Annotated in this window: 18 protein-coding genes; 11 read left to right on the top strand and 7 right to left on the bottom strand. The window is 55.9% G+C overall.

Translation table 11 applies throughout. The annotated features are described in order from the left end of the window. Nucleotides 1–8 precede the first annotated feature (8 nt). From ACQK2Q_RS09845 to ACQK2Q_RS09825, 5 genes are all read right to left on the bottom strand, one after another. Nucleotides 9–671 carry a GIN domain-containing protein gene (locus tag ACQK2Q_RS09845; protein WP_425409570.1) on the bottom strand — a complete coding sequence of 221 codons (663 nt, stop codon included), beginning with the start codon at nt 669–671 and terminating at the stop codon, nt 9–11. A gap of 185 nt (nt 672–856) precedes the next feature. After that, the gene (locus ACQK2Q_RS09840) at nt 857–2287 is read right to left on the bottom strand and encodes a sensor histidine kinase (RefSeq protein WP_425409569.1); all 1431 of its coding nucleotides are present in this window, start codon (nt 2285–2287) and stop codon (nt 857–859) included. A 62-nt stretch (nt 2288–2349) separates the two neighbouring features. Beyond that, nucleotides 2350–2529 carry a hypothetical protein gene (locus ACQK2Q_RS09835; protein ID WP_425409568.1) on the bottom strand — a complete coding sequence of 60 codons (180 nt, stop codon included), beginning with the start codon at nt 2527–2529 and terminating at the stop codon, nt 2350–2352. A 16-nt stretch (nt 2530–2545) separates the two neighbouring features. Beyond that, nucleotides 2546–3346, bottom strand: coding sequence for a response regulator (locus ACQK2Q_RS09830; protein ID WP_425409567.1), 801 nt, complete (start codon nt 3344–3346; stop codon nt 2546–2548). 75 nt (nt 3347–3421) lie between these two features. Further along, nucleotides 3422–4636, bottom strand: a complete 1215-nt coding sequence (locus ACQK2Q_RS09825) for an NADP-dependent isocitrate dehydrogenase (protein ID WP_425409566.1) — start codon at nt 4634–4636, stop codon at nt 3422–3424. A gap of 165 nt (nt 4637–4801) precedes the next feature. On the opposite strand from ACQK2Q_RS09825, the gene ACQK2Q_RS09820 reads away from it, so the two are divergent. From ACQK2Q_RS09820 to ACQK2Q_RS09775, 10 genes are all read left to right on the top strand, one after another. Continuing rightward, the gene (locus ACQK2Q_RS09820; RefSeq protein ID WP_425409565.1) at nt 4802–5596 is read left to right on the top strand and encodes an RNA methyltransferase; all 795 of its coding nucleotides are present in this window, start codon (nt 4802–4804) and stop codon (nt 5594–5596) included. A gap of 103 nt (nt 5597–5699) precedes the next feature. Continuing rightward, the gene (locus ACQK2Q_RS09815; protein WP_425409564.1) at nt 5700–6671 is read left to right on the top strand and encodes a mechanosensitive ion channel family protein; all 972 of its coding nucleotides are present in this window, start codon (nt 5700–5702) and stop codon (nt 6669–6671) included. Between the two features lie 375 nt (nt 6672–7046). Continuing rightward, nucleotides 7047–7958 (top strand): Kelch repeat-containing protein, encoded by a 912-nt coding sequence (locus ACQK2Q_RS09810; protein ID WP_425409563.1) that lies wholly within the window; start codon nt 7047–7049, stop codon nt 7956–7958. Nucleotides 7959–8024: 66 nt separating this feature from the next. Further along, the gene (locus tag ACQK2Q_RS09805) at nt 8025–10064 is read left to right on the top strand and encodes a M13 family metallopeptidase (RefSeq protein WP_425409562.1); all 2040 of its coding nucleotides are present in this window, start codon (nt 8025–8027) and stop codon (nt 10062–10064) included. A 22-nt stretch (nt 10065–10086) separates the two neighbouring features. Further along, nucleotides 10087–11796, top strand: coding sequence for an N-acyl-D-amino-acid deacylase family protein (locus ACQK2Q_RS09800; protein WP_425409561.1), 1710 nt, complete (start codon nt 10087–10089; stop codon nt 11794–11796). Further along, nucleotides 11793–12542 carry a queuosine precursor transporter gene (locus ACQK2Q_RS09795; protein WP_425409560.1) on the top strand — a complete coding sequence of 250 codons (750 nt, stop codon included), beginning with the start codon at nt 11793–11795 and terminating at the stop codon, nt 12540–12542. Before ACQK2Q_RS09800 ends, ACQK2Q_RS09795 begins: the two co-directional genes overlap by 4 nt. A 126-nt stretch (nt 12543–12668) precedes the next feature. Beyond that, a complete protein-coding gene (locus ACQK2Q_RS09790; RefSeq protein ID WP_425409559.1) occupies nt 12669–14192 on the top strand; it encodes a flavin-containing monooxygenase in 1524 nt (507 codons plus the stop codon). A gap of 75 nt (nt 14193–14267) precedes the next feature. Beyond that, entirely contained in the window at nt 14268–14459 is a 192-nt protein-coding gene (locus ACQK2Q_RS09785) for a VPLPA-CTERM sorting domain-containing protein (protein WP_425409558.1), read from the top strand. A gap of 187 nt (nt 14460–14646) precedes the next feature. Further along, the gene (gene rpsD, locus ACQK2Q_RS09780) at nt 14647–15264 is read left to right on the top strand and encodes a 30S ribosomal protein S4 (RefSeq protein WP_425409557.1); all 618 of its coding nucleotides are present in this window, start codon (nt 14647–14649) and stop codon (nt 15262–15264) included. Nucleotides 15265–15559: 295 nt separating this feature from the next. Further along, complete coding sequence (locus tag ACQK2Q_RS09775) at nt 15560–18601, top strand: TonB-dependent receptor domain-containing protein (protein ID WP_425409556.1); 3042 nt, start codon at nt 15560–15562, stop codon at nt 18599–18601. Nucleotides 18602–18819: 218 nt separating this feature from the next. On the opposite strand, the gene ACQK2Q_RS09770 is transcribed toward ACQK2Q_RS09775, so the two are convergent. Together ACQK2Q_RS09770 and ACQK2Q_RS09765 are read right to left on the bottom strand one after the other, a co-directional pair. Next, on the bottom strand, nt 18820–19461 hold the full coding sequence (locus tag ACQK2Q_RS09770; RefSeq protein WP_425409555.1) for an MlaC/ttg2D family ABC transporter substrate-binding protein: 642 nt from the start codon (nt 19459–19461) through the stop codon (nt 18820–18822). 41 nt (nt 19462–19502) lie between these two features. After that, nucleotides 19503–20306 carry an MlaA family lipoprotein gene (locus tag ACQK2Q_RS09765; protein WP_425409554.1) on the bottom strand — a complete coding sequence of 268 codons (804 nt, stop codon included), beginning with the start codon at nt 20304–20306 and terminating at the stop codon, nt 19503–19505. Nucleotides 20307–20503: 197 nt separating this feature from the next. On the opposite strand from ACQK2Q_RS09765, the gene ACQK2Q_RS09760 reads away from it, so the two are divergent. Further along, nucleotides 20504–21499: an ArsR/SmtB family transcription factor gene (locus ACQK2Q_RS09760; protein WP_425409553.1), complete on the top strand. Its 996-nt coding sequence runs from the start codon at nt 20504–20506 to the stop codon at nt 21497–21499. The last annotated feature ends 26 nt before the right edge of the window (nt 21500–21525 follow it).

Genomic DNA, 21525 nt, shown 5'->3' with positions numbered 1-21525 from the left:
CGCTCTGTTTAGTCGCGAGTCGCCTGATAGCTGACATTCTTGAGCTTGATGCGTCCGCCGGAGGAGCGATCGATATTCACATTGTCCGGATTTCCGTAAACCGAAACGTGCCCGCCGCTGGACGCGTCGCCGACAACAGAAACCAGAACGGTAATCTCGCCGTGACCGCCGCTGGAGACATCGATATTGGCGCTATCGCAGACAAATTCTTTTGCGTTGAGGTTGGCGCCGCTGGAAAGATCGACAGTACAGGCGTCGCTTTTGCCGTTCATTGTAACAAATGAACCGCTGGAAATATCAACATTAAAACGTTTGGCCGTGATCTCGGTCAAAGTTGAGTTTGATCCGGATGAGGCGTCGATGCCGGTAAGTTCGCGCGCTGTGACGATGACTTTGTAACCAGCTTTTTTCTGATGCCAGCGCAGCCGGTTCCATTCGCGCGACGCGACCAAAACGCCGTCTTCCACCTTGATCTTCAGATCGGTAAAATCACCGTCACTGGTTTCCACGCTTACAGACTGGGCGCCGCCGGCTTTCGCCACGAGCATCAATCCGGCGGAAATATCAATACTGTTGAATTCCGGCAAATCGTAATCGCGGGTCTCGGCGTTTGCAGGCAGCGACATGGCCGCGAGTGCGGACAGGCTGACAAAAAAGGCCGAACGTTTCATAGACAACTCCTTCACAAGGGCTGATACGCAGCTCCCTAGCCGATGGATGTTGCCATGCAGCGAAGCGGATGGCGAGCGATATGCGGCGAAGCGCCCGGATTCCGAGAGGAATCGGCGGCATGACAGGCTGTGAAACCCTGTAAATAAGCGGTTTTTTTGAAAAATGGGCGACATTAACGCTGTCCTCAGACGCCGGGATTGGGAAACTGGACATCGACGCGCGCGCCCGGACGCCCATTAGGCGGAGCGCCGTCCTGCGCGGGAGCGCGCTGCAACTCGCCGCCGAGCGCCATCACCAGCCGGTCGATAATGCGCGTTCCGAGCCCCCCATGGGGGTCGCGCGCGCCAGCGTCAAAGCCGACGCCGTCGTCTTCCACCGATAGATTGAAATATTCGCCGCTGTCATCTTCCTTTAGAGAAATCCGGATAACGCCTGTTTCATGACCGCGAAAAGCGTATTTGACGGCGTTTGTGACAAGCTCCGCCAGCAAAACGCCGATTGTGACGGCGTCTCGCGACGGGATGATAACCTCGCCGATATCCGTCTCAATTTCTATTTCCTGTTCGAAAGTGAGATTGGCGCGCAAATCCTCGACGATCGTTCCGATAAATCTGTTGGCGTTGACCGTTTCGTGATCGGAAGCGAAACGCAGCCGGCGCTGCGTCGCGGCGATTGACAAAACCCGTTCGCGCGCCGCCTGCAGCGTGACACGCGCTTCTTCTCCATCAACCTGATTGGCCTGAAGCCCTAGAAAGGAGGCGACAAGCTGCAGGCTGTTGCCGACGCGGTGATGCAGATCGCGCAGCAGGGATTCCACACGAATATTTTCTTCCTCAAGCGAATTTTTCGCCGCTTCAAGTTCTTTTGTACGCTCCGCAACGCGCGATTCCAGTTCCGCGTTCGTCTCCATCATCTGCAGGTTTTTAGCGAGGTGCAGAAGATTTTGTTCGCGCGTGATCAGCACCTGCAACAGCAACAGGCCTGCAATGATAACCATCGATCCCAGGATGATCTGACTGCTCAGCCTGTCCGAGCCCAATTGCTCCTGGCGCCGCTCGCGCAATCGTCTTCGTTCTTCGTCTATGAACCGCACTACCAGATCGTTAAATTCCGCAAGGTTCTGATCGACCTGGTTTTGAGGAATAGTGTCGGCGCCCACCTGCAGATTTTCCGTCTGCGCGCGCCGGATTGTGCGAGCAAGCGTAGCCGAAATATTTTCGGAAATCGTTTGAAGATCATCCAGCCGGAGTTGCTGAATGGGAATCTCGCGGGTCAGTTCCCGCAACCGTTCCAGGGAACGGCTATGGGCCTGTGTCGCGTGTTCGTAGTCCGTCAAATATTCATCTTCGCCGGTCAACAGATAGGCGCGCTCGCCAATGACCGCGCCTTGAACACTCGCCTGAAATACGAGCGCTTCCGTGATCAGCGTGATGGAATGCGAAACCAGCTGATCGGCGCGATTATTGGCGCGGTTGACTAAAAGCGCAGCGGAAATAGACGCGAAAACAACCACCAGACCGACGCCAAGGATGATAAAGGCGATGAGGCGTCTGCGACGGCTCCATTTATGTATGCGGCCCGATGGTTTTGCGCTTTTATGTGCTTCATCGGACATCGGGAAGTCCTTGAATTGAAAAGCCCGGGCTTAAATACATATCCGTGCGCGCCGGCTTATGGTCATTCGCCCACGGATTGTTTTTTTTCGGACTCTTTCCACTGTTTCAGGCTTTGCTGAATAAGGTCGCGAACGGCTGCGGATCTGGACTCCGCGCGAACATCAAAACGGAAATCATCGATTTCCTGAAGTTCGGAATCGCTCAGCATCAGCTGTAGTTTATAAAGACGTTTTTCTGTCATCGTCGCGTGTCCAGGCCTATGAAATTATTTCTGCACGCGGAATAGACATGCCATGCATAACAGCGGTTCGAAGAGCGCGCTCATTGAACGGTTTTGTAAGTACAAAGGTAGGCTCGTATTCGCCGCCGGACAAGACTTCATCGGGATAGGCGGTCAAAAAAACCGCAATAACCGGCAAATCGGCGGCGATGGATTTAATAGCGTCGAGGCCCGTCGGCCCGCCGCCCAAGTCAAAATCTGCAAGAACAATATCCGGTTCATGCTTTTTCGCCAATGAGATCGCGGCTTCCGCCGAACGCGCCGATCCGACAACTTTCAGTCCAATGACTTCCAGAAGATTGCCCACATCCATGGCGATCAGCGGTTCGTCTTCGATGACGATGGATGTGCCGTTGACTTCCATATTGTTGAGTACGGCGCGCTCATCGGTAAGGAGTTCGCGCGCTTCCGTCATCTCAAGTTCAAGGAGCTCCGCGGCCATATCGACAGCGATGCCCACAACATCGACGAGCAGAACAAGCTGGCGCGCCCGGCTCGCTACATGGGGACTCGCCGCCAGAAGAGACGCGGCTGAAAATGGCGCCGCCTTGTCGCTGTTGTCCTGCGCGTCTCGCCATACGTCGTAAAAGGTTCTGAATAACGAAATGCGCCTTTGCCGATCACCGAGATGGTCAAACCCAGAGGGCTCAAAGTCCGCTAAAGCCGCGGCGACGATTTCGTCTCCAAGGACCTGATCAGAGGTTACCGCCCTTGCATACTGGCGCAGGAAGGATTTTTCCTTGCTGTACCAGCCCGGTTCGCTCGTATCCTTGTCCATAATCACCAGCTAAATTAGAATACTACCTTCGAATGAATGCCATAGTTTGGTCAAAGGTTCCAATTGGAGGCAAAGTTAACCTTTCAGCGCGTTGCGGAAATTTTCTTCCACCTTGTCGAGAAACCCGGTCGTTGTGAGCCATTTCTGCTCTGCGCCGATCAATAACGCCAGATCTTTGGTCATATGGCCGCCCTCGACGGTCTTGATGATAGTGTTTTCAAGGGTTGTTGCGAACTCTATCAAGGCGTTATTCCCGTCAAGTTTCCCGCGATGCGCGAGTCCTCGCGTCCAGGCGTAGATGGATGCGATTGAATTGGTAGAGGTTTCTTCGCCTTTCTGGTGTTGGCGGTAATGGCGGGTCACCGTTCCATGAGCGGCTTCCGCCTCAACGGTTTTACCGTCCGGGCTCATCAGGACGGATGTCATCAGACCGAGCGATCCAAAACCCTGGGCGACGGTGTCTGACTGCACGTCGCCGTCATAGTTTTTACAGGCCCAGACATAACCGCCAGACCATTTCAGGCACGCGGCGACCATATCGTCAATCAGGCGATGTTCGTATGTGCCGCCATATTCTGCGAACTTGTCCTTGAATTCCGTTTCGAAAACTTCCGCGAAAATATCTTTGAAGCGGCCGTCATATTTTTTCAGGATCGTATTCTTTGTGGAGAGGTAGACCGGATATTTACGCTGAATGCCGTAATTAAAACAGGCGCGCGCGAAGTCGCGAATGGACTGGTCCAGATTATACATGCCCATGTAAATACCGGACGAGGGCGCTTCAAAAACCTCTTCCTCAATGACGTCGCCGTTGTCGCCTTCCCATTTCAGCGTCAGCTTTCCCTTGCCGGGAAACAGCATGTCGGTTGCGCGATACTGGTCGCCATATGCATGCCGGCCGATGATGATCGGCTGCGTCCAGCCGGGCACCAGCCGCGGCACATTGCGGATGATAATCGGTTCGCGGAAAACAACGCCGCCCAGAATATTGCGAATTGTCCCGTTCGGCGAACGCCACATCTTTTTCAGGCCGAATTCCTCGACGCGCGCTTCATCCGGCGTGATCGTTGCGCATTTGACGGCGACGCCGTATTTTTTTGTCGCTTCCGCTGCTTCAATCGTGATCTGGTCGTCCGTAGCGTCGCGGCTCTCCATGCCGAGATCGAAATATTTCAGGTCAATATCGAGATAGGGGTGTATGAGCTTATCCTTGATCATCTGCCAGATGATTCGGGTCATCTCGTCCCCGTCCATTTCAACCACTGGATTTTCGACTTTGATTTTTTGCATGGAATTTCCTACCGGACTTGCGAGGGCGCACAAAAAACGACTTGGCGCGGTGGACAGAGTTCTGAATGGATCGGCGGGCTCTTAGCATCCGGCGCTGCGCGGTGAAAGGGGGGCGGGCGCCAGAAGGCGGGACAATGAAATTATTTTTGATGTTTTATGAAAATTATGCCTGATCCATCCTCGAAACCGAAGCCGAGAATCGCGCGGCGCGACGGCAGAGACGAATTGAGAGCTGCGCCGCTGTTTGCGCTGGTGGAACCGCAGATGGGCGAAAATATCGGCGCGGCGGCGCGTGGAATGCTGAATTTCGGGCTTTCCGGCCTAAGGATCGTCAATCCGCGCGACGGCTGGCCGAATGAAAAGGCGGGCGCCATGTCCGCCGGCGCGACATTCGTTATCGACCAGGCGCAGATTTTTTCTTCCACCGCAGATGCGATCGCAGATTGTCATTATGTGCTCGCGACGACGGCGCGTCCGCGCGAAGCGTTGCTGCCGGTGTTGTCCCCGGCGCAAGCGGCGTGCGAAATGAAATCACGCATAGATAACGGTGAAAAATGTTGCGTTCTGTTTGGCGGGGAGCGCGCCGGGCTGGCCAATGACGACGTCATGCGCGCGGACTGCATCGTTTCCATTCCGGTGAACCCCGCCTTCGCTTCTCTCAATCTGGCGCAGGCGGCGCTCGTGATCGCTTATGAGTGGGCCAAAGCCGACAATCGGAAAGCCATGGGCGCGGACGGAAATATCATTACGCCTGCACGCAAAGCGGATTTTGAACGCTTGTTTGCACATTTGATCGGTGAGCTGAATGATCGCGGCTATTTTTTTCCCGAGGAAAAACGCACGAATATGGAGCGCAATCTGAAAGTCGCGTTGCAGCGCGCGGGGTTCACGGAAAGCGAGACGCGGGCGTTGCATGGCGTGATCAAGACACTTTCTGGAAAGCGCCGCTCATCTGAATAACCGCTGTCTTGCGCGGAACTTTCTTTGCGCCATCTTGTTGTTTGCGCAGGGACATTCTGCGCCGGGCGAACATGACGGCGCGTGGACACGGCGGGAATAGTGCATGCAAGATCAAGAAAACACAGCCGAAAATGAAGCGGCCGAAACAGAAATGGTCGATACGGAAGTGGATGTGACGGCGTCGCTGGTGGACCAGCTCGTGAACTATGCGGAAGGGTTTATTCGTGCGCTGCCGAATATCGGGCTCGCCATTGTCGCCTTGCTGCTCACCTGGTTCGCGGCGAAATTCGCCGCAACATTGATCCGGCGCGCGCTTCAAGGCGCGAAAGTCAGGCGCGCGCTAGTCGATCTTTTGTCCACGCTTACGGCCATCGGCGTTTGGGTGTTGGGCGTTCTTATCGCAGCGACAATCCTTTTCCCCTCCGTGGAGCCGGCGAGCATTCTCGCCGCGCTTGGCGTCGGCGGCATTGCGATTGGATTTGCGTTCAAGGATATATTCGAGAACTTTATGGCCGGCGCCATGATCATGCTGCGCAAGCCGATGCGGATCGGCGACTTTATTGAATGTGAAAGCGTGGAGGGCAAGGTCGAGGAAATCACAATCCGCGACACGTATGTACGCCAGACCGACGATCAACTGGTGCTTGTCCCCAACGCGATGTTATTTAAAAATCCTGTTTATGTCCGCACTGACAAAGAGCGCCGCAGATTTGAAATTATCGCCGGGGTCGGTTACGGCGAAGACGTCGACAAGTGCCGTGACATCATTCAAAAAACGGTTGAGAGCATTGAAGGTATTGATCGCGACAGAGGCGTTGATGTGTTCGCGCGTGAGTTCAATTCTTCGAGTATCGACTTTACGGTGCGCTGGTGGACCGGCTCCAAGCCCCGCGATATGCATGAAAGTCGCGATAAAGTGATTGCCGGGATCAAGCGCGCGCTGGATGACGCCGGTATTGAAATTCCATTCCCCTACAGGACGCTGACATTTCCGGAAACGCTTCGTTTGTCTGGCGAAGATAAAGAGGAAAATTCAGAAAAGCCGGACAGCGCGAAGACGCCGGAAACCGCTTAATGCGATTTTTTTAGCCGGTTTCAGCGGCGGGTGGACTTCCGGCGCTTGTCATTCCTGCCGATTGACGGCAATTTTCCAGAAAATGCGGTTCGTCCGCGTCAGACCTTCTCGCCCATTTGCTTTCCGGCGAAAGCCGCGTTGCAGAGAAAGACGCGAGTCGGTTTTAGTGCAGCCTGCTGTGCGACGTTCGGCGCGACGATGGAAAACAGCAAAGTTGCGCGGCGCCGGCGGGGCGTTGGTCACGCATGGGGAGAGTGAAAAATTTCACCATATCCATTGCCGCAAGGCGCATTCAAAATCTGCAGATCGGTTTGCATGGCCTCGTTATTTTTTTTATTTGGCCTGGCCTTGACTGCCTGCGCAGGCCAGGTTCCGGTGAAAAAGCCCGAACCGCGCGCGCATCATCAACTCGCCTATAATAAAAGTGATAACCGTGTTTACATGATGGGCGGCGGCGCCATGGGCGCCAAGCCCGTCCGCGCATATTCAGATATGTGGGTGTGGGAAGCGAAAGCCTGGCGCAAGATTGAGCAGCATGATTTTCCGCGGAGCGCTCATAGACTTGTCTATAGCGACACAGATGGCGGCTTGCTGTCATTCGGGGGCGCTGATGACGGCGCGCTCCGCGCCGACGCTGTCCTGCACATCTGGAAAGACGGAAGCTGGAAGGCGCTCGCTGAAAACGAAAGCGCTGCGGCGGGCGAACCCGGCGCATGTTACGATCCCGCGCGCGCGAGCCTCGTAATATTCGGCGGCGCGGTTCCGGGCGGACGGCTGAATGATCGCGTATTCGAATGGGACGGCCGCGTGTTTGCTGGCGTCGGGAATGAAGGTGATGGGCCGGGCGGCCGGCTGGGGCACAGTTTCACTTGGGATCCGACGACTAAGACGTGCCTCCTCTATGGCGGTCGTGACGCATCGGGCGCGGTCAGATCGGATACATGGACATGGGACGGGGATGGCTGGACAAAACTTGACGTGCAGGGTCCCGGTTCACGTTTTATCCATTCCGCCGCGAGTGATGAGTTCCGAAAGCGCATGATTATCTTTGGCGGACAGGCCGGGGATGAATCTCTTTTGTCCGATACGTGGGTTTTCGATAGCGAAGGCTGGCGTCGTATTGCTGAGGATGGACCTTCTGCACGCATGATGGGACGGATGGCTGCTTTTCCGGATGGGATCATTTTGTTCGGAGGGCGCGCAGCAAACCCTGAGGGGAGCCCGCTATACAGGGACCGTGATGATACGTGGATCTTGGCCGGAGAAAATTGGGTCCGTCTGGATTAAGCCTGTGCGGGTTTGTTGGAAAAAGGCGGCGAGGCTGAAGGCCGTTTTGTAAAGGGAGGCAAAGGAATGAGACGGATCTTGAATAGTATTGCGATGACGGCGTCGCTTGTAATCGCAGGAGCAGCTTTTGCGCAGGAAGCGACCGACGCGCCGGTTATTGCGCCCTGGGGATATCCGTTTTCCGCATTCGACCGTGAAACCCGGCCCGGCGATGACTTTTACAGGTTCGCGAACGGGGGGTGGCTCGACGAAACGCCAATACCCGCGGATCGAACCGGCGTTGGTTTTTCCACGACGATGCGCGATCGCAATGAGGCGCGCATCGCATTTATTCTCGACAAGCTGGCGGGTGAGCGGCATGAGCGCAACACTGAAGGTCAGCTTATCAGCGATCTCTATCGCAGTTTTCTGGATACGGACCTTATCATCGAACGCGGCTTGAAGCCGATAGAAAAGGATCTGGCGCGTATCGCCAAAATCAAGTCGCATGAAGCGGTCGCCGCGGCCATGGGCGATCCCGCCCTGGGGCTGGACGGCCCCTTTGGGTACTCGGTCTGGATTGATTCAAAACAGCCTGACAGCTTCATTACCTGGGTCGGTCATTCGGGACTGGGGCTGCCGGACAAATCCTATTATGAGCGCGAAAGCGAACGGCTTTCCGATACCCGCGCCGCCTATCGCGCGCATATCGCCAATATGTTTGCGCTCGCAGGCGTCGAAAGGCCGAGCGAAAAAGCACTGACTGTATTCGAATTGGAAAAAGCGATCGCTGCGCTGCATTGGAGCCGCGCGGACCGCAGGGACGCCGACCGCACTTATAACAAGATGGATATGCAATCGCTTGTTGATTTTGCACCGGAATTTCCGTGGACGGCCTATTTCAATAGCGCCGGGATTGAAGACGCCGAAACTTTCGTTGTGCGCGAAAAAGAAGCCTTTCCGGAATTGGCGGTCCTGTTCGCCGAGACGCCGCTTGAAGACTGGAAGTCCTATTTGACGTTTCGGCTTCTCAACAGTTTTGCGCGATACCTTTCGCCGGAGTTTGACGATGAAAGCTTTGCCTTTTTTGGAGAGAAGCTGAACGGGCAGCAAGAACAGCGAACACGCGAAAAACGGGGCGTCGATCTGGTGAACCGCTCGCTCGATCAGGCGGTCGGCAAAATATATGTGGCGAATTTCTTTCCCGAGGAATCCAAAGAGGAGATGACGGCGCTGTTTGAAAATGTGCGCAGCGCGCTGCGCACGCGGATCGGCGATCTAAGCTGGATGACGCCTGCGACGAAAGCGCGGGCGCTGGAAAAGCTCGATAAAATGACGGCGAAAATCGCTTATCCGGAGAAATGGCGCAATTACGCCGAGCTGCGCATTCGCGCGGACGATCTTGTCGGCAATGTAAAGCGCGTGCGTGTATTTGACGCCGAACACGACGCGGCGCGTCTGAAAAAACCCGTCGATAAGGCTGAATGGTTTACCGGCCCGCAAACTGTGAATGCGTTTTACAGCCCGACACGCAACGAGGCCTTTATCCCCGCCGGGTATATTCAATCGCCGCTGTTTGACCCGCACGCGGACCCGGCGATCAATTACGGCGCCATTGGCTCCATCGTCGGTCATGAGATCGGTCACGGGTTCGACGATCAGGGGTCAAAATATGATGCAGACGGCGTTTTAAGCAATTGGTGGACGGATGAAGATCGCGAGGCGTTCGACGCTCTGGGAGACCGTCTTGCGGCGCAATTCAGTCAGTATGAGCCGCTGCCGGGCGTCAAGGTGAACGGACGCCAGACGCTTGGTGAGAATATTGGCGATCTGGCGGGCGTGATCGTCGCCTATCACGCCTATTTGCTTTCCCTCGATGGAGAAGAACCCCCGGTTCTGGACGGGTTTACGGGGCGGCAACGCGTCTTTTTGGGCCGCGCGCAGGCGCGCCGCTTTAAACAGACGGAAGAGACATTGCGCCGGCGACTTTTGTCGGCGCCGCACAGTCCGATGGACCTGCGGGTGAACGGCATGGTCGTCAACATCGATGAATGGTACGAGGCGTTCGATGTCAAACCCGGCGACGCGATGTATCTTCCGCCGGAAGAACGCGTCTATATCTGGTGATCAATCGAACAAGGGGCGGACAATGTTGATACGATTTCTTGCGCCGGCGTTATTGGCGGCGTTATCGGCTTGCGGCGGCGGGCAAACGGGAGACGCGGCGGACCAGTATGACGTCATCATCCGCGGCGGCGTTGTCTACGACGGATCGGGCGCGCCCGGCGTTCCGGCCGATGTCGCCATTGACGGCGACCGGATCGCCGCGGTGGGTGATCTTGGAGAGGCGACAGCGCAAAGCGTGATCGACGCGGAAGGGCGCGCCGTAACGCCCGGCTTTATCAACATGCTGAGCTGGGCGGTGGAGGATTTAATCGAGGACGGCAGAAGTCTTGCCGATATCCATCAGGGCGTGACGCTGGAAGTTTTCGGTGAAGGGGTTTCTTATGGTCCGTGGTCGGATGAGATAAAAGCCGCAGCAAAAGACCGCCAGGGCGATATCCAGTACGATATAGAGTGGACGACCCTCGGCGAGTATCTGGAATATCTGGAAGACAAGGGCGTCTCGCCCAATGTGGCGTCGTTTGTCGGCGCGACCACCTTGCGCGCCTATGAAATCGGTTACGACAACCGCGCGGCGAGCCCTGAAGAGATTGAGCGTATGCAGGCGCATGTGCGCGACGCCATGCGCGAAGGGGCAATGGGCGTGGGCTCATCGCTGATCTATGCGCCGGCGAATTTCGCCAGCACCGAAGAGTTGATCGCGCTGAACAAGGCCGCAGCGGAATATGGCGGTATGTATATTTCGCATATCCGCAGCGAGTCTCATGGTCTGCTGGAGGCCGTTGATGAGCTTATTCAGATCGCGCGCGAGGCCGGCGTACCGGCGGAGATTTATCATCTGAAAGCCAGCGGACAGGCGAACTGGGACAAGCTTGATCAGGTCATTGAAAAGGTCGAAACGGCGCGCGCGGAAGGTCTGCGCATCACAGCCGATATGTATTCCTATCCGGCGAGCTCCACCGGCCTCGACGCGGCCATGCCGCTATGGGTGCAGGAAGGCGGTTATGAAAAATGGGCGGCGCGGCTTCAGGAACCGGAAAACCGCGCGCGCGTGGCTGAGGCGATCAACAATCCATCAGACGAATTCGTCAGCGGCATCACCAATGCCGGGGGTCCAGAAGGCGTTTTGCTTGTGGGCTTTAAAAATCCGGAATTGCGCAAATATATCGGCAGAACGCTGGCGGACGTCGCCGAAGAGCGCGGTAAACCGTTTGCGGAAACGGCCATGGATCTCGTCATTGAAGACGGCAGCCGCGTGCAGGTTGTTTATTTTTCCATGTCAGAGGACAACATCGCCAAAAAGGTTGCCTTGCCATGGGTCAGTTTCGGTTCCGACGGCGGATCGAAAGCGCCGGAAGGCGTCTTCCTGAACCAGAGCACACACCCGCGCGGTTATGGCAACTTCGCGCGCGTCTATGCGAAATATGTGCGCGATGAGGGCGTCATTTCTATGGAAGAGGCTGTGCGCAAGATGACGTCGCTGCCGGCGGGCAATCTCGGCGTCAAGGATCGCGGCATGCTGGCGCCCGGCTATTTTGCCGACGTGGTCGTTTTCGATCCGCAAACCATTCAGGATAAAGCCACCTTTGCGGAACCGCACCAGCTCGCCGTCGGCGTCGATCATGTTTTCGTCAACGGCGTTCATACGCTGCGCGACGGAACGCATACGGGCGCGACGGCGGGGCGCGTGGTGCGCGGCCCCGGCTGGGAAGGGCGTGAGGCAAACGCTGAATGAGCCAGCCGCAACAGATTGAGCGCATCGAGAACGCTGATGCGCTGAGCGGTCACCGGTTCAAATATTACGACTTCGCCATGGCGGCGTTCGTTGTCATACTGGTTTGCTCCAACCTCATCGGCGCCGCAAAGCTGGTGCAGCTCTTCGAATTCAATATCGGAAGCTGGAATGTGGGCATGTTCGGCGCGGGGATTTTATTCTTTCCGCTATCCTATGTGCTCGGCGACGTCCTGACGGAAGTTTACGGATATGCGCGCGCGCGGCGCGTTGTCTGGGCGGGGTTCGCCGCCGTCCTGTTTATGGCGCTGATGGCGTGGGTGGTCGTATCGCTGCCGCCGGCGCCGGGGTGGAACGATCAGCCGGCCTATGAGGCGGTCTTCGGTCTGACGCCGCGCATCGTATTCGCGTCGATAATTGCGTTCTGGGCTGGCGAGCTTTCCAACGCCTTCGTCATGGCGCGCATGAAACTGGCTTCCGGCGGCAAACATTTATGGCAAAGGACGATCGGTTCGACGATTGTGGGGCAGGGCGTCGACAGCCTGATTTTTTATCCCGTCGCCTTTATCGGCATATGGACGACGGAGCAGGTGCTGACCGTGCTCGCCACGAATTATGTGTTGAAAGTCTTGTGGGAAGCATTCTTGACGCCGGTCACCTATCGCATTGTCGGCGCGTTGAAGCGGGCCGAAGGCGTTGATGTTTATGACGCGGATACAGCTTTCACGCCGTTTTCCATAAAGTCATAAACACAGAAATCACGCCGCGCCGCCGCAATCGTATTTTGCTTGGCGCCCGCTGCATCGGCGTCTTGCGGGGCAAGGCGCCAGGCGCCACTGTCACCGCCATAGCTACAAACAGCGACGAGGTCCCGCTTGCCTGACGATATGCGCGTTGAAACGCTACATGAAAAACCGCCGCAAGATCACGGCCCGCGCATCGCTATTCTCGGCGCCGGTTTTTCCGGCATGGGGATGGCGATCCGTTTGCGTCAGGAAGGCTTTGAGAATTTCACGATCTATGAAAAGGCCGGCGAGGTCGGCGGCACCTGGCGGGAAAACCGGTATCCCGGCGTCGCCTGCGATGTGCCTTCACACCTTTACTCCTTTTCCTTTGAGCCGAACCCGAACTGGTCGCGGCGATTTTCGCCGGGCGATGAAATTTTTGCGTACATGAAACATTGCGCGGTAAAATACGATCTTTACCGCTCCATCGCTTTTAACAAAACGGTGAAAGCGATCCGCCACAACGGCGCGCACTGGAATATTACATTCGCTGACGGCGCCATTGCCGAAGCTGACTTTGTCGTCAGCGGTCTCGGCGGCCTGCATGAGCCGAACATTCCGGATTTTGACGGCGCAGAGGCGTTTGACGGCGCACTCTTTCATACGGCGCAATGGCGCGACGACGTCGATCTGAAAGACAAACGCGTCGCCATCATCGGCTCGGCGGCAAGCGCCGTGCAGGTGATCCCGGAAATCGTTGGAAAAGTGAAACATCTCGATCTTTATCAGCGTACGCCCAATTGGGTCATGCCGCGCCAGAGCTACCGGTACCCGGACTGGGTCAAATCGCTGTTTGCGAAAACGCCGTGGCTGGCGCGCGCCTATCGCGGATTTTATTTCTCTTTCATGGAGTGGCGTTTTGCTTCCTTCAAGAAAGACGACAATGGCGTGAAGCGTTTTGTTCGCCGGACTTTTGAAAAACATCTCGCCAATCAGGTGAAAGACCCGGCGCTGCGCGCGAAGCTGACGCCTGACTATCCTGTCGGCTGCAAGCGAATTTTGATTTCTGACGATTATTTCGCCGCCATTCAGCGCCATAATGTCGACCTTGTAACGGACCGGATCGCGTGCTTTTCGCAAAACGGCGTTCTGACGGCGGACGGAAAAGAACGCGCCGCCGACGTCATCATTCTCGCCACAGGCTTTAAACCGTTCGATATACTTGAATCGATTGATGTGACCGGCCCGTCGGGGCAAACGCTTCGCGATCACTGGAAAGACGGCGTCGCCGCGCACCGGACGATCATGGCGCCCGGCTTTCCGAATTTCTTTTTGCTGCTTGGCCCCAATTCCGGGCTTGGTCATAATTCGGTGATCCTGATGATCGAGGCGCAGGTGAACTATATCGTTCAGCTTTTGCAGCGCGCGCGCGCTGCGGGGGCGGGTGCGCATATTGAACCGCGACCGGAAGCGGCCGCGGCGTTCGACCGGTCGATCCAGGCCGACCTGCAGGAGCGCGTCTGGGCCTCCGGCTGCGGCGCCTGGTATGTGGACGAAAACGGCCGGAATTACACACTCTATCCCCACGCGGTGCGGCGCTTTCTGCGAGAGATGAAAACGCCTGACCTCAAGGAGTATTCAGTTGAGGCGCCGGTTCCAGCGCCGCCCGGGTAACCGAAATCAGGGCGATCAGCATACTGTCTGTACAACCGGAAAATGTAATTCGCGCTCCTGAAAATCGTCACGGACATGATGGGCGACGGCGTTTCCGGCTCATTCACTTTCGATCTGGATGTGCTGGGCATCAGCGCAGCTGTATCGCACGTCACGTTCTACGGCATCGAGAAAACGCCGGAACTGCCGATCCCCGGCGCATTGTGGCTGATGATCGCCGGGCTCGGCGGTCTTGGCGCGGCGAGCCGCAGGAAAAAAGCCGCCTGATTACCGGCCTTGCCAGAATTTATTCCAGAAAGCCCGCTTTTCATCGGGCTTTTTCGTGTCCGGGGTTTGACTTTGCGGCGTCGCGCCATTAAAGCCCGCGCAATTCAAACGGGAGGCGCGTGGACCGCCGTTGAGATTGCGCCGGGGATGGGCCCCGCGCGCCGGGCCGCGCCGGAAGCGAGGAATAATGTCTAAGCGCATCAGCGCCAAGCACAAGCTTGACCGCCGGGTCGGCGAAAACGTCTGGGGCCGGCCAAAATCACCCATCAACAAACGCGATTACCGCCCCGGCATGCACGGCCAGGGTCGCCGCGGCAAGCTTTCCGACTTTGGCTTGCAGCTCATGGCGAAGCAGAAGCTGAAAGGCTATTACGGCAATATCTCCGAAAAGCATTTTGAGCGGATTTACAACGAAGCCGACCGCGCCCGCGGCAACACGGCCGAGCACCTGATCGGCATTCTCGAAAGCCGCCTGGACGCTATTGTTTACCGCGCGAAATTCGTGCCGACTGTTTTCGCCGCGCGCCAGTTCATCAACCACGGCCATGTGAAGCTGAACGGCGTAAAAACCAATATTCCTTCCGTTCGCCTGAAGCCCGGCGATGTGGTGGAAATCAAGGAAAAGTCCAAGAACATGGCGCTGGTGCTCGAAGCGCTGCAAAGCCCAGAGCGCGACATCCCCGATTATATCGAGGTGGAGCCGAAGAAAATGACGGCGACTTACCTGCGGGTGCCTGAATTCGCCGAAGTGCCTTACCCGTGCACCATGGAGCCGAATCTCGTGGTCGAATATTATTCGTCCTAGAAATTCGCGCTCATACATATTGTATTTACGATAAAACCGCCCGGCGCTGGCCGAGGCGGTTTTTTCTTTTGAAGGAACGGCGAACAGCGCAGCATTTTTGTGGTTCAGGCGCAACAGCGTTAGGCCCAAATAAGCCTTGACCGTCATATTTTCTTTAAAAACAGGTGATGATTTTTGCAGGTGCGTTATAATCGCGCCCAACTCTGGGGCGTAACCAACAGCTGCAAATTCCGACCGGGGGGTGGAAATTGCGACGGCTTGCGGCCCCTTTCGCCGGAAATAGAAGGGACCCATTATGTCAACTCAATTCATGAAAAAAGCCTGCGCCGCACTTCTCACGACGGCTTCTGCCAGTGCGATGATGGTCGCTGCGCCTGCTTTCGCACAGCCCGGAGACACCGCTGATAACGATACGATTGTCGTTACCGGTTCGCGTATTGAACGCCCCGCATTGGAATCGCCATCTCCAATCACCAGTTTAGGCGCTATTGATATTCAGCGTTCGGGCGAAACCAGCCTTGTCGAACTTCTTAATGAAGTTCCGTCACTGGTAGGGTCTGTTGACAATGATGATGCTACTTTTGGCGGTATCGGCGCCACGGGTTTGAATACGCTGAACCTGCGAAATCTTGGCTCGAACCGCACGCTGGTTCTTGTTAATGGGCGTCGCCATGTGGGGGGCTCAGGAGGAACGGCCGCTGTAGATACCAACACCATTCCAGTCGATCTGGTTGAACGGGTTGATATTCTTACGGGCGGCGCATCGGCTGTATACGGCGCAGACGCTGTTACGGGCGCGGTAAACTTTATTTTGAAGGATGATTTCGAAGGCGTCGCCGTTCGGGGACAGGGCGGTCTGAATCCCGACCATGGGGATGCTGAACGTTACTTCGGCAGCATTGTCGCGGGTACTAATTTTGCCGATGATCGCGGTAATATTGCGGTTTCGTTTGAATATTCCAAAGAAAATGGCTTGCGTAATACTGATCGTGATTTTGCCAGCTCTGAAGCATTCACGTTATTAGACAATCCGGATTTCGATCCGAACGGCGATATTAGACAGCGGGTATTCCTGCAAGACGCGACAATTCGATTCGCAAGCCCGGAAGGGGGCGTCGCGATCGATTTCTTTGACGGGTTTGATCTACTCTTTGACTTTGAAGGCGATGGCGATGTCTACGACCAGGGCGATGTCATTGCTTTCAGAAATTCCATCGGGGGCAGTTCTACAAGAATTTCCGATTTTCAGGGAAGCTTGACTTCAGATGTTGAGCGCTACGTCGCCAATGTTTTCACGCATTATGATTTTAATCCGAATGTAAGAGGTTTTCTTGAGCTGAAGTTTGCACAGGTAGAGTCTTATGCTTTGGGAAGCCCAGCGTTTAGCGACCTCATTCCGATCGTAGTTGCTGATAACCCCTTCGTTCCGGATAACATTGCTGACGCCGCGAATATGGCGGGCGCGGATACTGTCTTCATTTCTCATGATACGTTTGAACTCGGCCGGCGCGCCGAAGATATAAGACGTCGTACGTATCGTGTCGCGGGCGGCGTAGAGACAACGATTTTCCCTGATACATTTGAAAATCTTGGTCTCGACATGTCAGTCGTTTACGGCCGCACCGATGAAAAATTCATTGCTGAAAATAATCTGGTTCTCGATCGCTTTTATGCAGCCATGGATGCGGTGATCGATCCGTCGACCGGCCAGCCGACCTGTCGGTCGAATCTTGATCCAGACGCACTGCCCCCGCAAATTCCTTTTCCTGGCGGTTTTGGTTTCCTTGGGTTCTTCGACGCGTTCAATACGACGGTGACGCCTGACAATTATGGTACGACGCCGTTCTTTACGCCCGGCCCGGATAGCGGTTGTGAGCCGTTGAACCTTTTTGGTTTAGGCAACGCCTCGCAAGCGGCGATTGATTTTGTCAACGATGACAGTCTGCGGGAAGCGACGGTTGAGCAATTTGTTGTATCCGCAGTGCTTTCCGGTGATACGTCAGGCGTTATGGAAATGCCGGCTGGCCCCATCGGGTTTGCTTTCGGACTTGAATATCGAGAGGAAAACAGTGAAGATTTTCCGCCTCTTATCGATACGCAAGGCTTTACGTTCGGGAATGAAATCTTCCCGACAGTCGGTGAATTCGATGTATTCGAAGGGTTCGGTGAAATTTCGGTGCCGATCCTTCAGGATCATGTCCTCGCTAAAGATTTGACCATAGACGCTGCGTTCCGGTTGTCGGAGTATTCAACAATCGGCAGCACGACGACGTGGCGAGTCGGCGGACATTGGTCGCCTTTCGAGGATCTGCGCTTTCGCGGAACTTACTCAGTTGCTGTAAGAGCGCCTAATATAGCGGAGTTGTTCAATCCACAGAACCAGTCGTTCTTCTTGCCGGATGATCCTTGCGATGTCGATAATATTCCGCTCGCCGCAAATCCCGGTCTTCGTGCAATGAACTGCGCCGCTATATTGACGCCATTAGGCGTTGATCCGACCACTTTTGAAGGCGATGACATCCTTAACGCCACGTTCGGCGGCGTGATTGGCGGTAATCCGGATCTCCGGGAAGAAAAAGCGACGACGTGGACTGCCGGTTTCGTCTATCAGCCCAGCTGGTTTGAGGGGCTAACCTTTATTGCCGATTATTGGCGGATCAATATGGAAGACGGCATTATCGCGCCGGCCTCTCAGGACATCGTCGATCAGTGCGTTGATCTTCCTTCAATTGATAATGATTTCTGCGGTCTTATTACGCGCCGTGCGGATGGCGGCTTAAGCTTTCTGGAAGTCTTGCCGATCAACGTTGCTTTCTTTGAAACATCCGGCGTCGATTACGAGGTCAATTATCTTTTTGACCCGGCTGACATCGGCATGAACAACATGGGCCAATTTAACCTGCGTTATGTTGGCAGCTACCTGGAGCGACTTGACGTTGTGAGTTTGCCCGGACAAGCGGCTGATGAAGAGCGTGACGAAACGGCCACCTTACTGGGCGATGATGCGCCGGTGCATGTCGGCGCACTTGATCTGACCTGGCTCTATAATAATCTTTCGGTGAATTACCGGTGGCGTTTCCGGGATCGCATCTTCAGGGATGAGATCGATGAGTTTGATGCTGCGGCGGACCAGGGGCTTGTTCTCTTTGAGCCCGGCCGGACATCCGCCGTATCGACGCATGACGTTCAAGTGCGCTACGATATTCGTGACAATGCGGGCATATATGTCGGTGTTAACAATTTGACCAACCAATTACCTGATATCGGTTCACTTGGCACTCCAGTCAACGCAGTCGGCCGATTTGTGTACGCCGGTTTTACGTTCGACCTTAACTAGCCGGCGACGAATTTAGTTTAAACTTTGATAAAGCGCGCTTCAGAGATGAAGCGCGCTTTTACGTTTTGGTCAAAAGCGCTCGCACAACGTTATATGAATTTCTGTTGATAATAGGTCAGTCATGCAGCTTCGGCGTTGCAACGTCAAATCCGACATGCAATTGCCGAGGGTATTGTCTCTCGTCACACAAATGAAATTATACGTTAGAGCCTTCGTACTTATCCCTCGTTCACACGCGTTCTCAACTCTGCAATCAACGCATCAACGCCTTTTTCGCCGCCGCCATTATTGGCGATGAGCGAGGTGAACTGGCTGCGCTGTTCGATGGCGAGCCAGACATTGTCCGCGCCGGCGTCGACAACACTCATGGCGCCGTCGCGGTCGCGGTAGACGCGCCAGTGAATGACGGCGTTGGCGAAAGCGTCCCCCGGTTTCGGATTGGCGATTTTCGAATTCACGACAATATCGCGTTCCGACCGGTCGATAGAGCCGGTGACGACAATCCGTTGCCCGCCGTAATCGGAAAGGGTGCGCTGATAGATCAGCGTGGCGTATTGCTGAAACAGCGGGAAATATTCCGCAGCCTGCGCATCCGTCATCTGGCGCGCATATTGTCCGAGCACGAAACGCCCGATGCGGCGCATATCGACATATTTGCCGACAAGGTCCTCAATGCCGCTCATCATTGTCTGGCGGTCGGCGGCGCCCAGAATTGGCTCGGCTTCATCTAGAATTTCAGTGACAAAATCTTCCGCCGCCTGATCGGCAAGCGCGGGCGCGGCGCCAATGGCTGCGGCCATGGCAAGCGCCGCCGCCGTATGGCGAAACAGGGCGCGCCGTGTATGCTGAATGATACGCATCAGGTAATCTCCCTCAAAACCTTATGGAAACGCCTGAAAGGCTATTCCAGTTCCTCAAATTCTTCGAATTCACCGATATCCGGCAAATCTTCAAAGGTTGTGCGGCCGTTATTGATCTCACGCATGCGGGACTGAAGATAAAAGCTTCGGATGGATGCGTAAAAATCAAGCGAATCCGACTGGATATCGTTCAGCGGCTCGATCAGCGGTTCGCGGGCGGATAAAAGGCCGACGCCCGTGCGGGAATAGCGGAAATATTTCGCCGGAGGCGTGCGCACCCAGATGGCCGGATCGGCCGCGGCGTCGAATGCGGAACCGAAACTGTCGCGCACGGTGCTGGGCCCGAAAAACGGCAAAACCACATAGGGACCGGAGCCGACGCCCCAGACAGCGAGGGTCTGGCCGAAATCCTCCGAATGCTGCGCAATGCCGAGCCGTTCCGCGGGGTCGCCCATGCCGCCAAATCCGATTGTGGAATTGATAACGAAACGGCCCGCGGTTTCTCCGGCGCGCCCGAACTCGCCCTGGAGGATGTCGTTTACCAGGATCACCGGCGTGCGCAGATTGGCGATAAAATTTCGAATGCCTTTGCGCTGTTTTTTATGGGTGACCGCGCGATAGGTTTTTGCAGCCGGCACCATCAACGTCCGGTCAAACGTATCATTGATGGCGAACATTTTGCGGTTGAAGCCTTCCCAAGGATCTGCATCCGCCGCGTTGGCGTTTACCGGCGCCGCTTCCAGTTCGCGCGCGACATCATCGGCTTCGCCTGCGCCGGTCAGTTGCGCATGGGCGAGGCCGCCGAGCGGCAGGCAAAGTGCGGCGAGAAAGGCGGAAATCTTCATATCGGCAGGAGCCCCCTGGTTAGACGCGCGCGCCGGGACCTTATCCGGCGCTATTGCAGGATATAGGAATTCGCCGGTTCATAACAATGCGCGAAAAGCGCCGCCATCAAGACCGAAATTTGACGCGAACGCTCACAATTGCCAACATATAAAGATATCTTTATATTTTAATTCACAAACAGGATGAGGCTGTAAAGATGGCGCTTGACGCTGCGCTCAATATATTTCGCGCCATTGGCGAGGAAACGCGCCTTCGCATCATGGTTTTGCTGGCGCGCGGCGAGCTGACCGTGAGCGAACTGACCGCCATTCTTGGCCAGAGTCAGCCGCGCGTGAGCCGGCATCTGAAAATCCTCTCCGACGCCGGCCTCACGGAGCGCCACCGGGAAGGCGCGTGGATGTTTTACCGCATGGCGGTCCCCGCCGCCGGGCGATTGCCGGTTCGCGCTGTGATTGAGGCGGTGCGGGAAATGGCCGAAGCGGAGGACCGGGTGCTTGTGCGCGATGCGGAGCGTTTTGATCAGGCGCGCGAGGCGCGCGCGGCGCAGGCGGCTGCGTATTTTGAAAAAAACGCCAAGGAGTGGGGCCGGCTTCGCCGGTTGCACCTGCCCGAACAGGATATTGAATCGCGCATGATTGATCTGATCGGCGACAAGGACGTCGGTCTTTTTATCGATCTTGGCACCGGCACAGGCCGTATGCTCGAGATTTTCGCCGACCGTTACAAATCCGCAATCGGTTATGACTTGTCGCATGAAATGCTGTCGATAGCGCGCGCCAACCTGGATCAAGCGGGAATCGCCCACGCACAGGCGCGACACGGCGATCTTTTTTCCTTGCCGCTTGAAGCCAGGTGCGCCGATGTTGTCTGCCTGCATCAAGTGCTGCATTTTCTGTCAGAACCGGTTGGCGCAATTGCGCAGGCGGCGAGACTGCTTGCGCCCGGCGGCAGGCTGGTGATTTCAGACTTTGCGCCGCATGAGCTGGAATTCCTGCGCGAAGAACACGCCCACCGCCGGCTGGGGTTTTCGGATGATGAAGTGCGTGCGTGGTGTGCGGCGACAGGTCTGCGGCTCATCAGTGTAGAAACATTATCGCCTTCAGCAGAGGACAAGGAAAAGTTGACTGTGAAGATATGGCTTTGTGAAACGGCGAACCGTCAGCGCGCGGCGCGTTCTCGTCATGCGGCGTAAGCGCTTTTAAAACTCAGTTGAAGACG

Source organism: Hyphococcus sp. (assembly GCF_965228385.1).
Taxonomy (GTDB): Bacteria; Pseudomonadota; Alphaproteobacteria; order Caulobacterales; family Parvularculaceae; genus Hyphococcus.
The sequence above is the reverse complement of the archived record's forward strand: the minus strand, read 5'-3'. Positions and strand labels throughout refer to the sequence as shown.

Excerpts from the sequence above, each read along its gene's own strand:
- ACQK2Q_RS09785 (WP_425409558.1), top strand. The coding sequence starts at position 14,268 with ATGATGGGCGACGGCGTTTCCGGCTCATTCACTTTCGATCTGGATGTG.
- ACQK2Q_RS09830 (WP_425409567.1), bottom strand. The coding sequence starts at position 3,346 with ATGGACAAGGATACGAGCGAACCGGGCTGGTACAGCAAGGAAAAATCC.
- ACQK2Q_RS09765 (WP_425409554.1), bottom strand. The coding sequence starts at position 20,306 with ATGAAGATTTCCGCCTTTCTCGCCGCACTTTGCCTGCCGCTCGGCGGC.
- ACQK2Q_RS09760 (WP_425409553.1), top strand. The coding sequence starts at position 20,504 with ATGGCGCTTGACGCTGCGCTCAATATATTTCGCGCCATTGGCGAGGAA.
- ACQK2Q_RS09795 (WP_425409560.1), top strand. The coding sequence starts at position 11,793 with ATGAGCCAGCCGCAACAGATTGAGCGCATCGAGAACGCTGATGCGCTG.
- rpsD (WP_425409557.1), top strand. The coding sequence starts at position 14,647 with ATGTCTAAGCGCATCAGCGCCAAGCACAAGCTTGACCGCCGGGTCGGC.
- ACQK2Q_RS09770 (WP_425409555.1), bottom strand. The coding sequence starts at position 19,461 with ATGCGTATCATTCAGCATACACGGCGCGCCCTGTTTCGCCATACGGCG.
- ACQK2Q_RS09825 (WP_425409566.1), bottom strand. The coding sequence starts at position 4,636 with ATGCAAAAAATCAAAGTCGAAAATCCAGTGGTTGAAATGGACGGGGAC.
- ACQK2Q_RS09805 (WP_425409562.1), top strand. The coding sequence starts at position 8,025 with ATGAGACGGATCTTGAATAGTATTGCGATGACGGCGTCGCTTGTAATC.
- ACQK2Q_RS09815 (WP_425409564.1), top strand. The coding sequence starts at position 5,700 with ATGCAAGATCAAGAAAACACAGCCGAAAATGAAGCGGCCGAAACAGAA.
- ACQK2Q_RS09775 (WP_425409556.1), top strand. The coding sequence starts at position 15,560 with ATGTCAACTCAATTCATGAAAAAAGCCTGCGCCGCACTTCTCACGACG.
- ACQK2Q_RS09800 (WP_425409561.1), top strand. The coding sequence starts at position 10,087 with ATGTTGATACGATTTCTTGCGCCGGCGTTATTGGCGGCGTTATCGGCT.
- ACQK2Q_RS09840 (WP_425409569.1), bottom strand. The coding sequence starts at position 2,287 with ATGTCCGATGAAGCACATAAAAGCGCAAAACCATCGGGCCGCATACAT.
- ACQK2Q_RS09845 (WP_425409570.1), bottom strand. The coding sequence starts at position 671 with ATGAAACGTTCGGCCTTTTTTGTCAGCCTGTCCGCACTCGCGGCCATG.
- ACQK2Q_RS09820 (WP_425409565.1), top strand. The coding sequence starts at position 4,802 with ATGCCTGATCCATCCTCGAAACCGAAGCCGAGAATCGCGCGGCGCGAC.
- ACQK2Q_RS09835 (WP_425409568.1), bottom strand. The coding sequence starts at position 2,529 with ATGACAGAAAAACGTCTTTATAAACTACAGCTGATGCTGAGCGATTCC.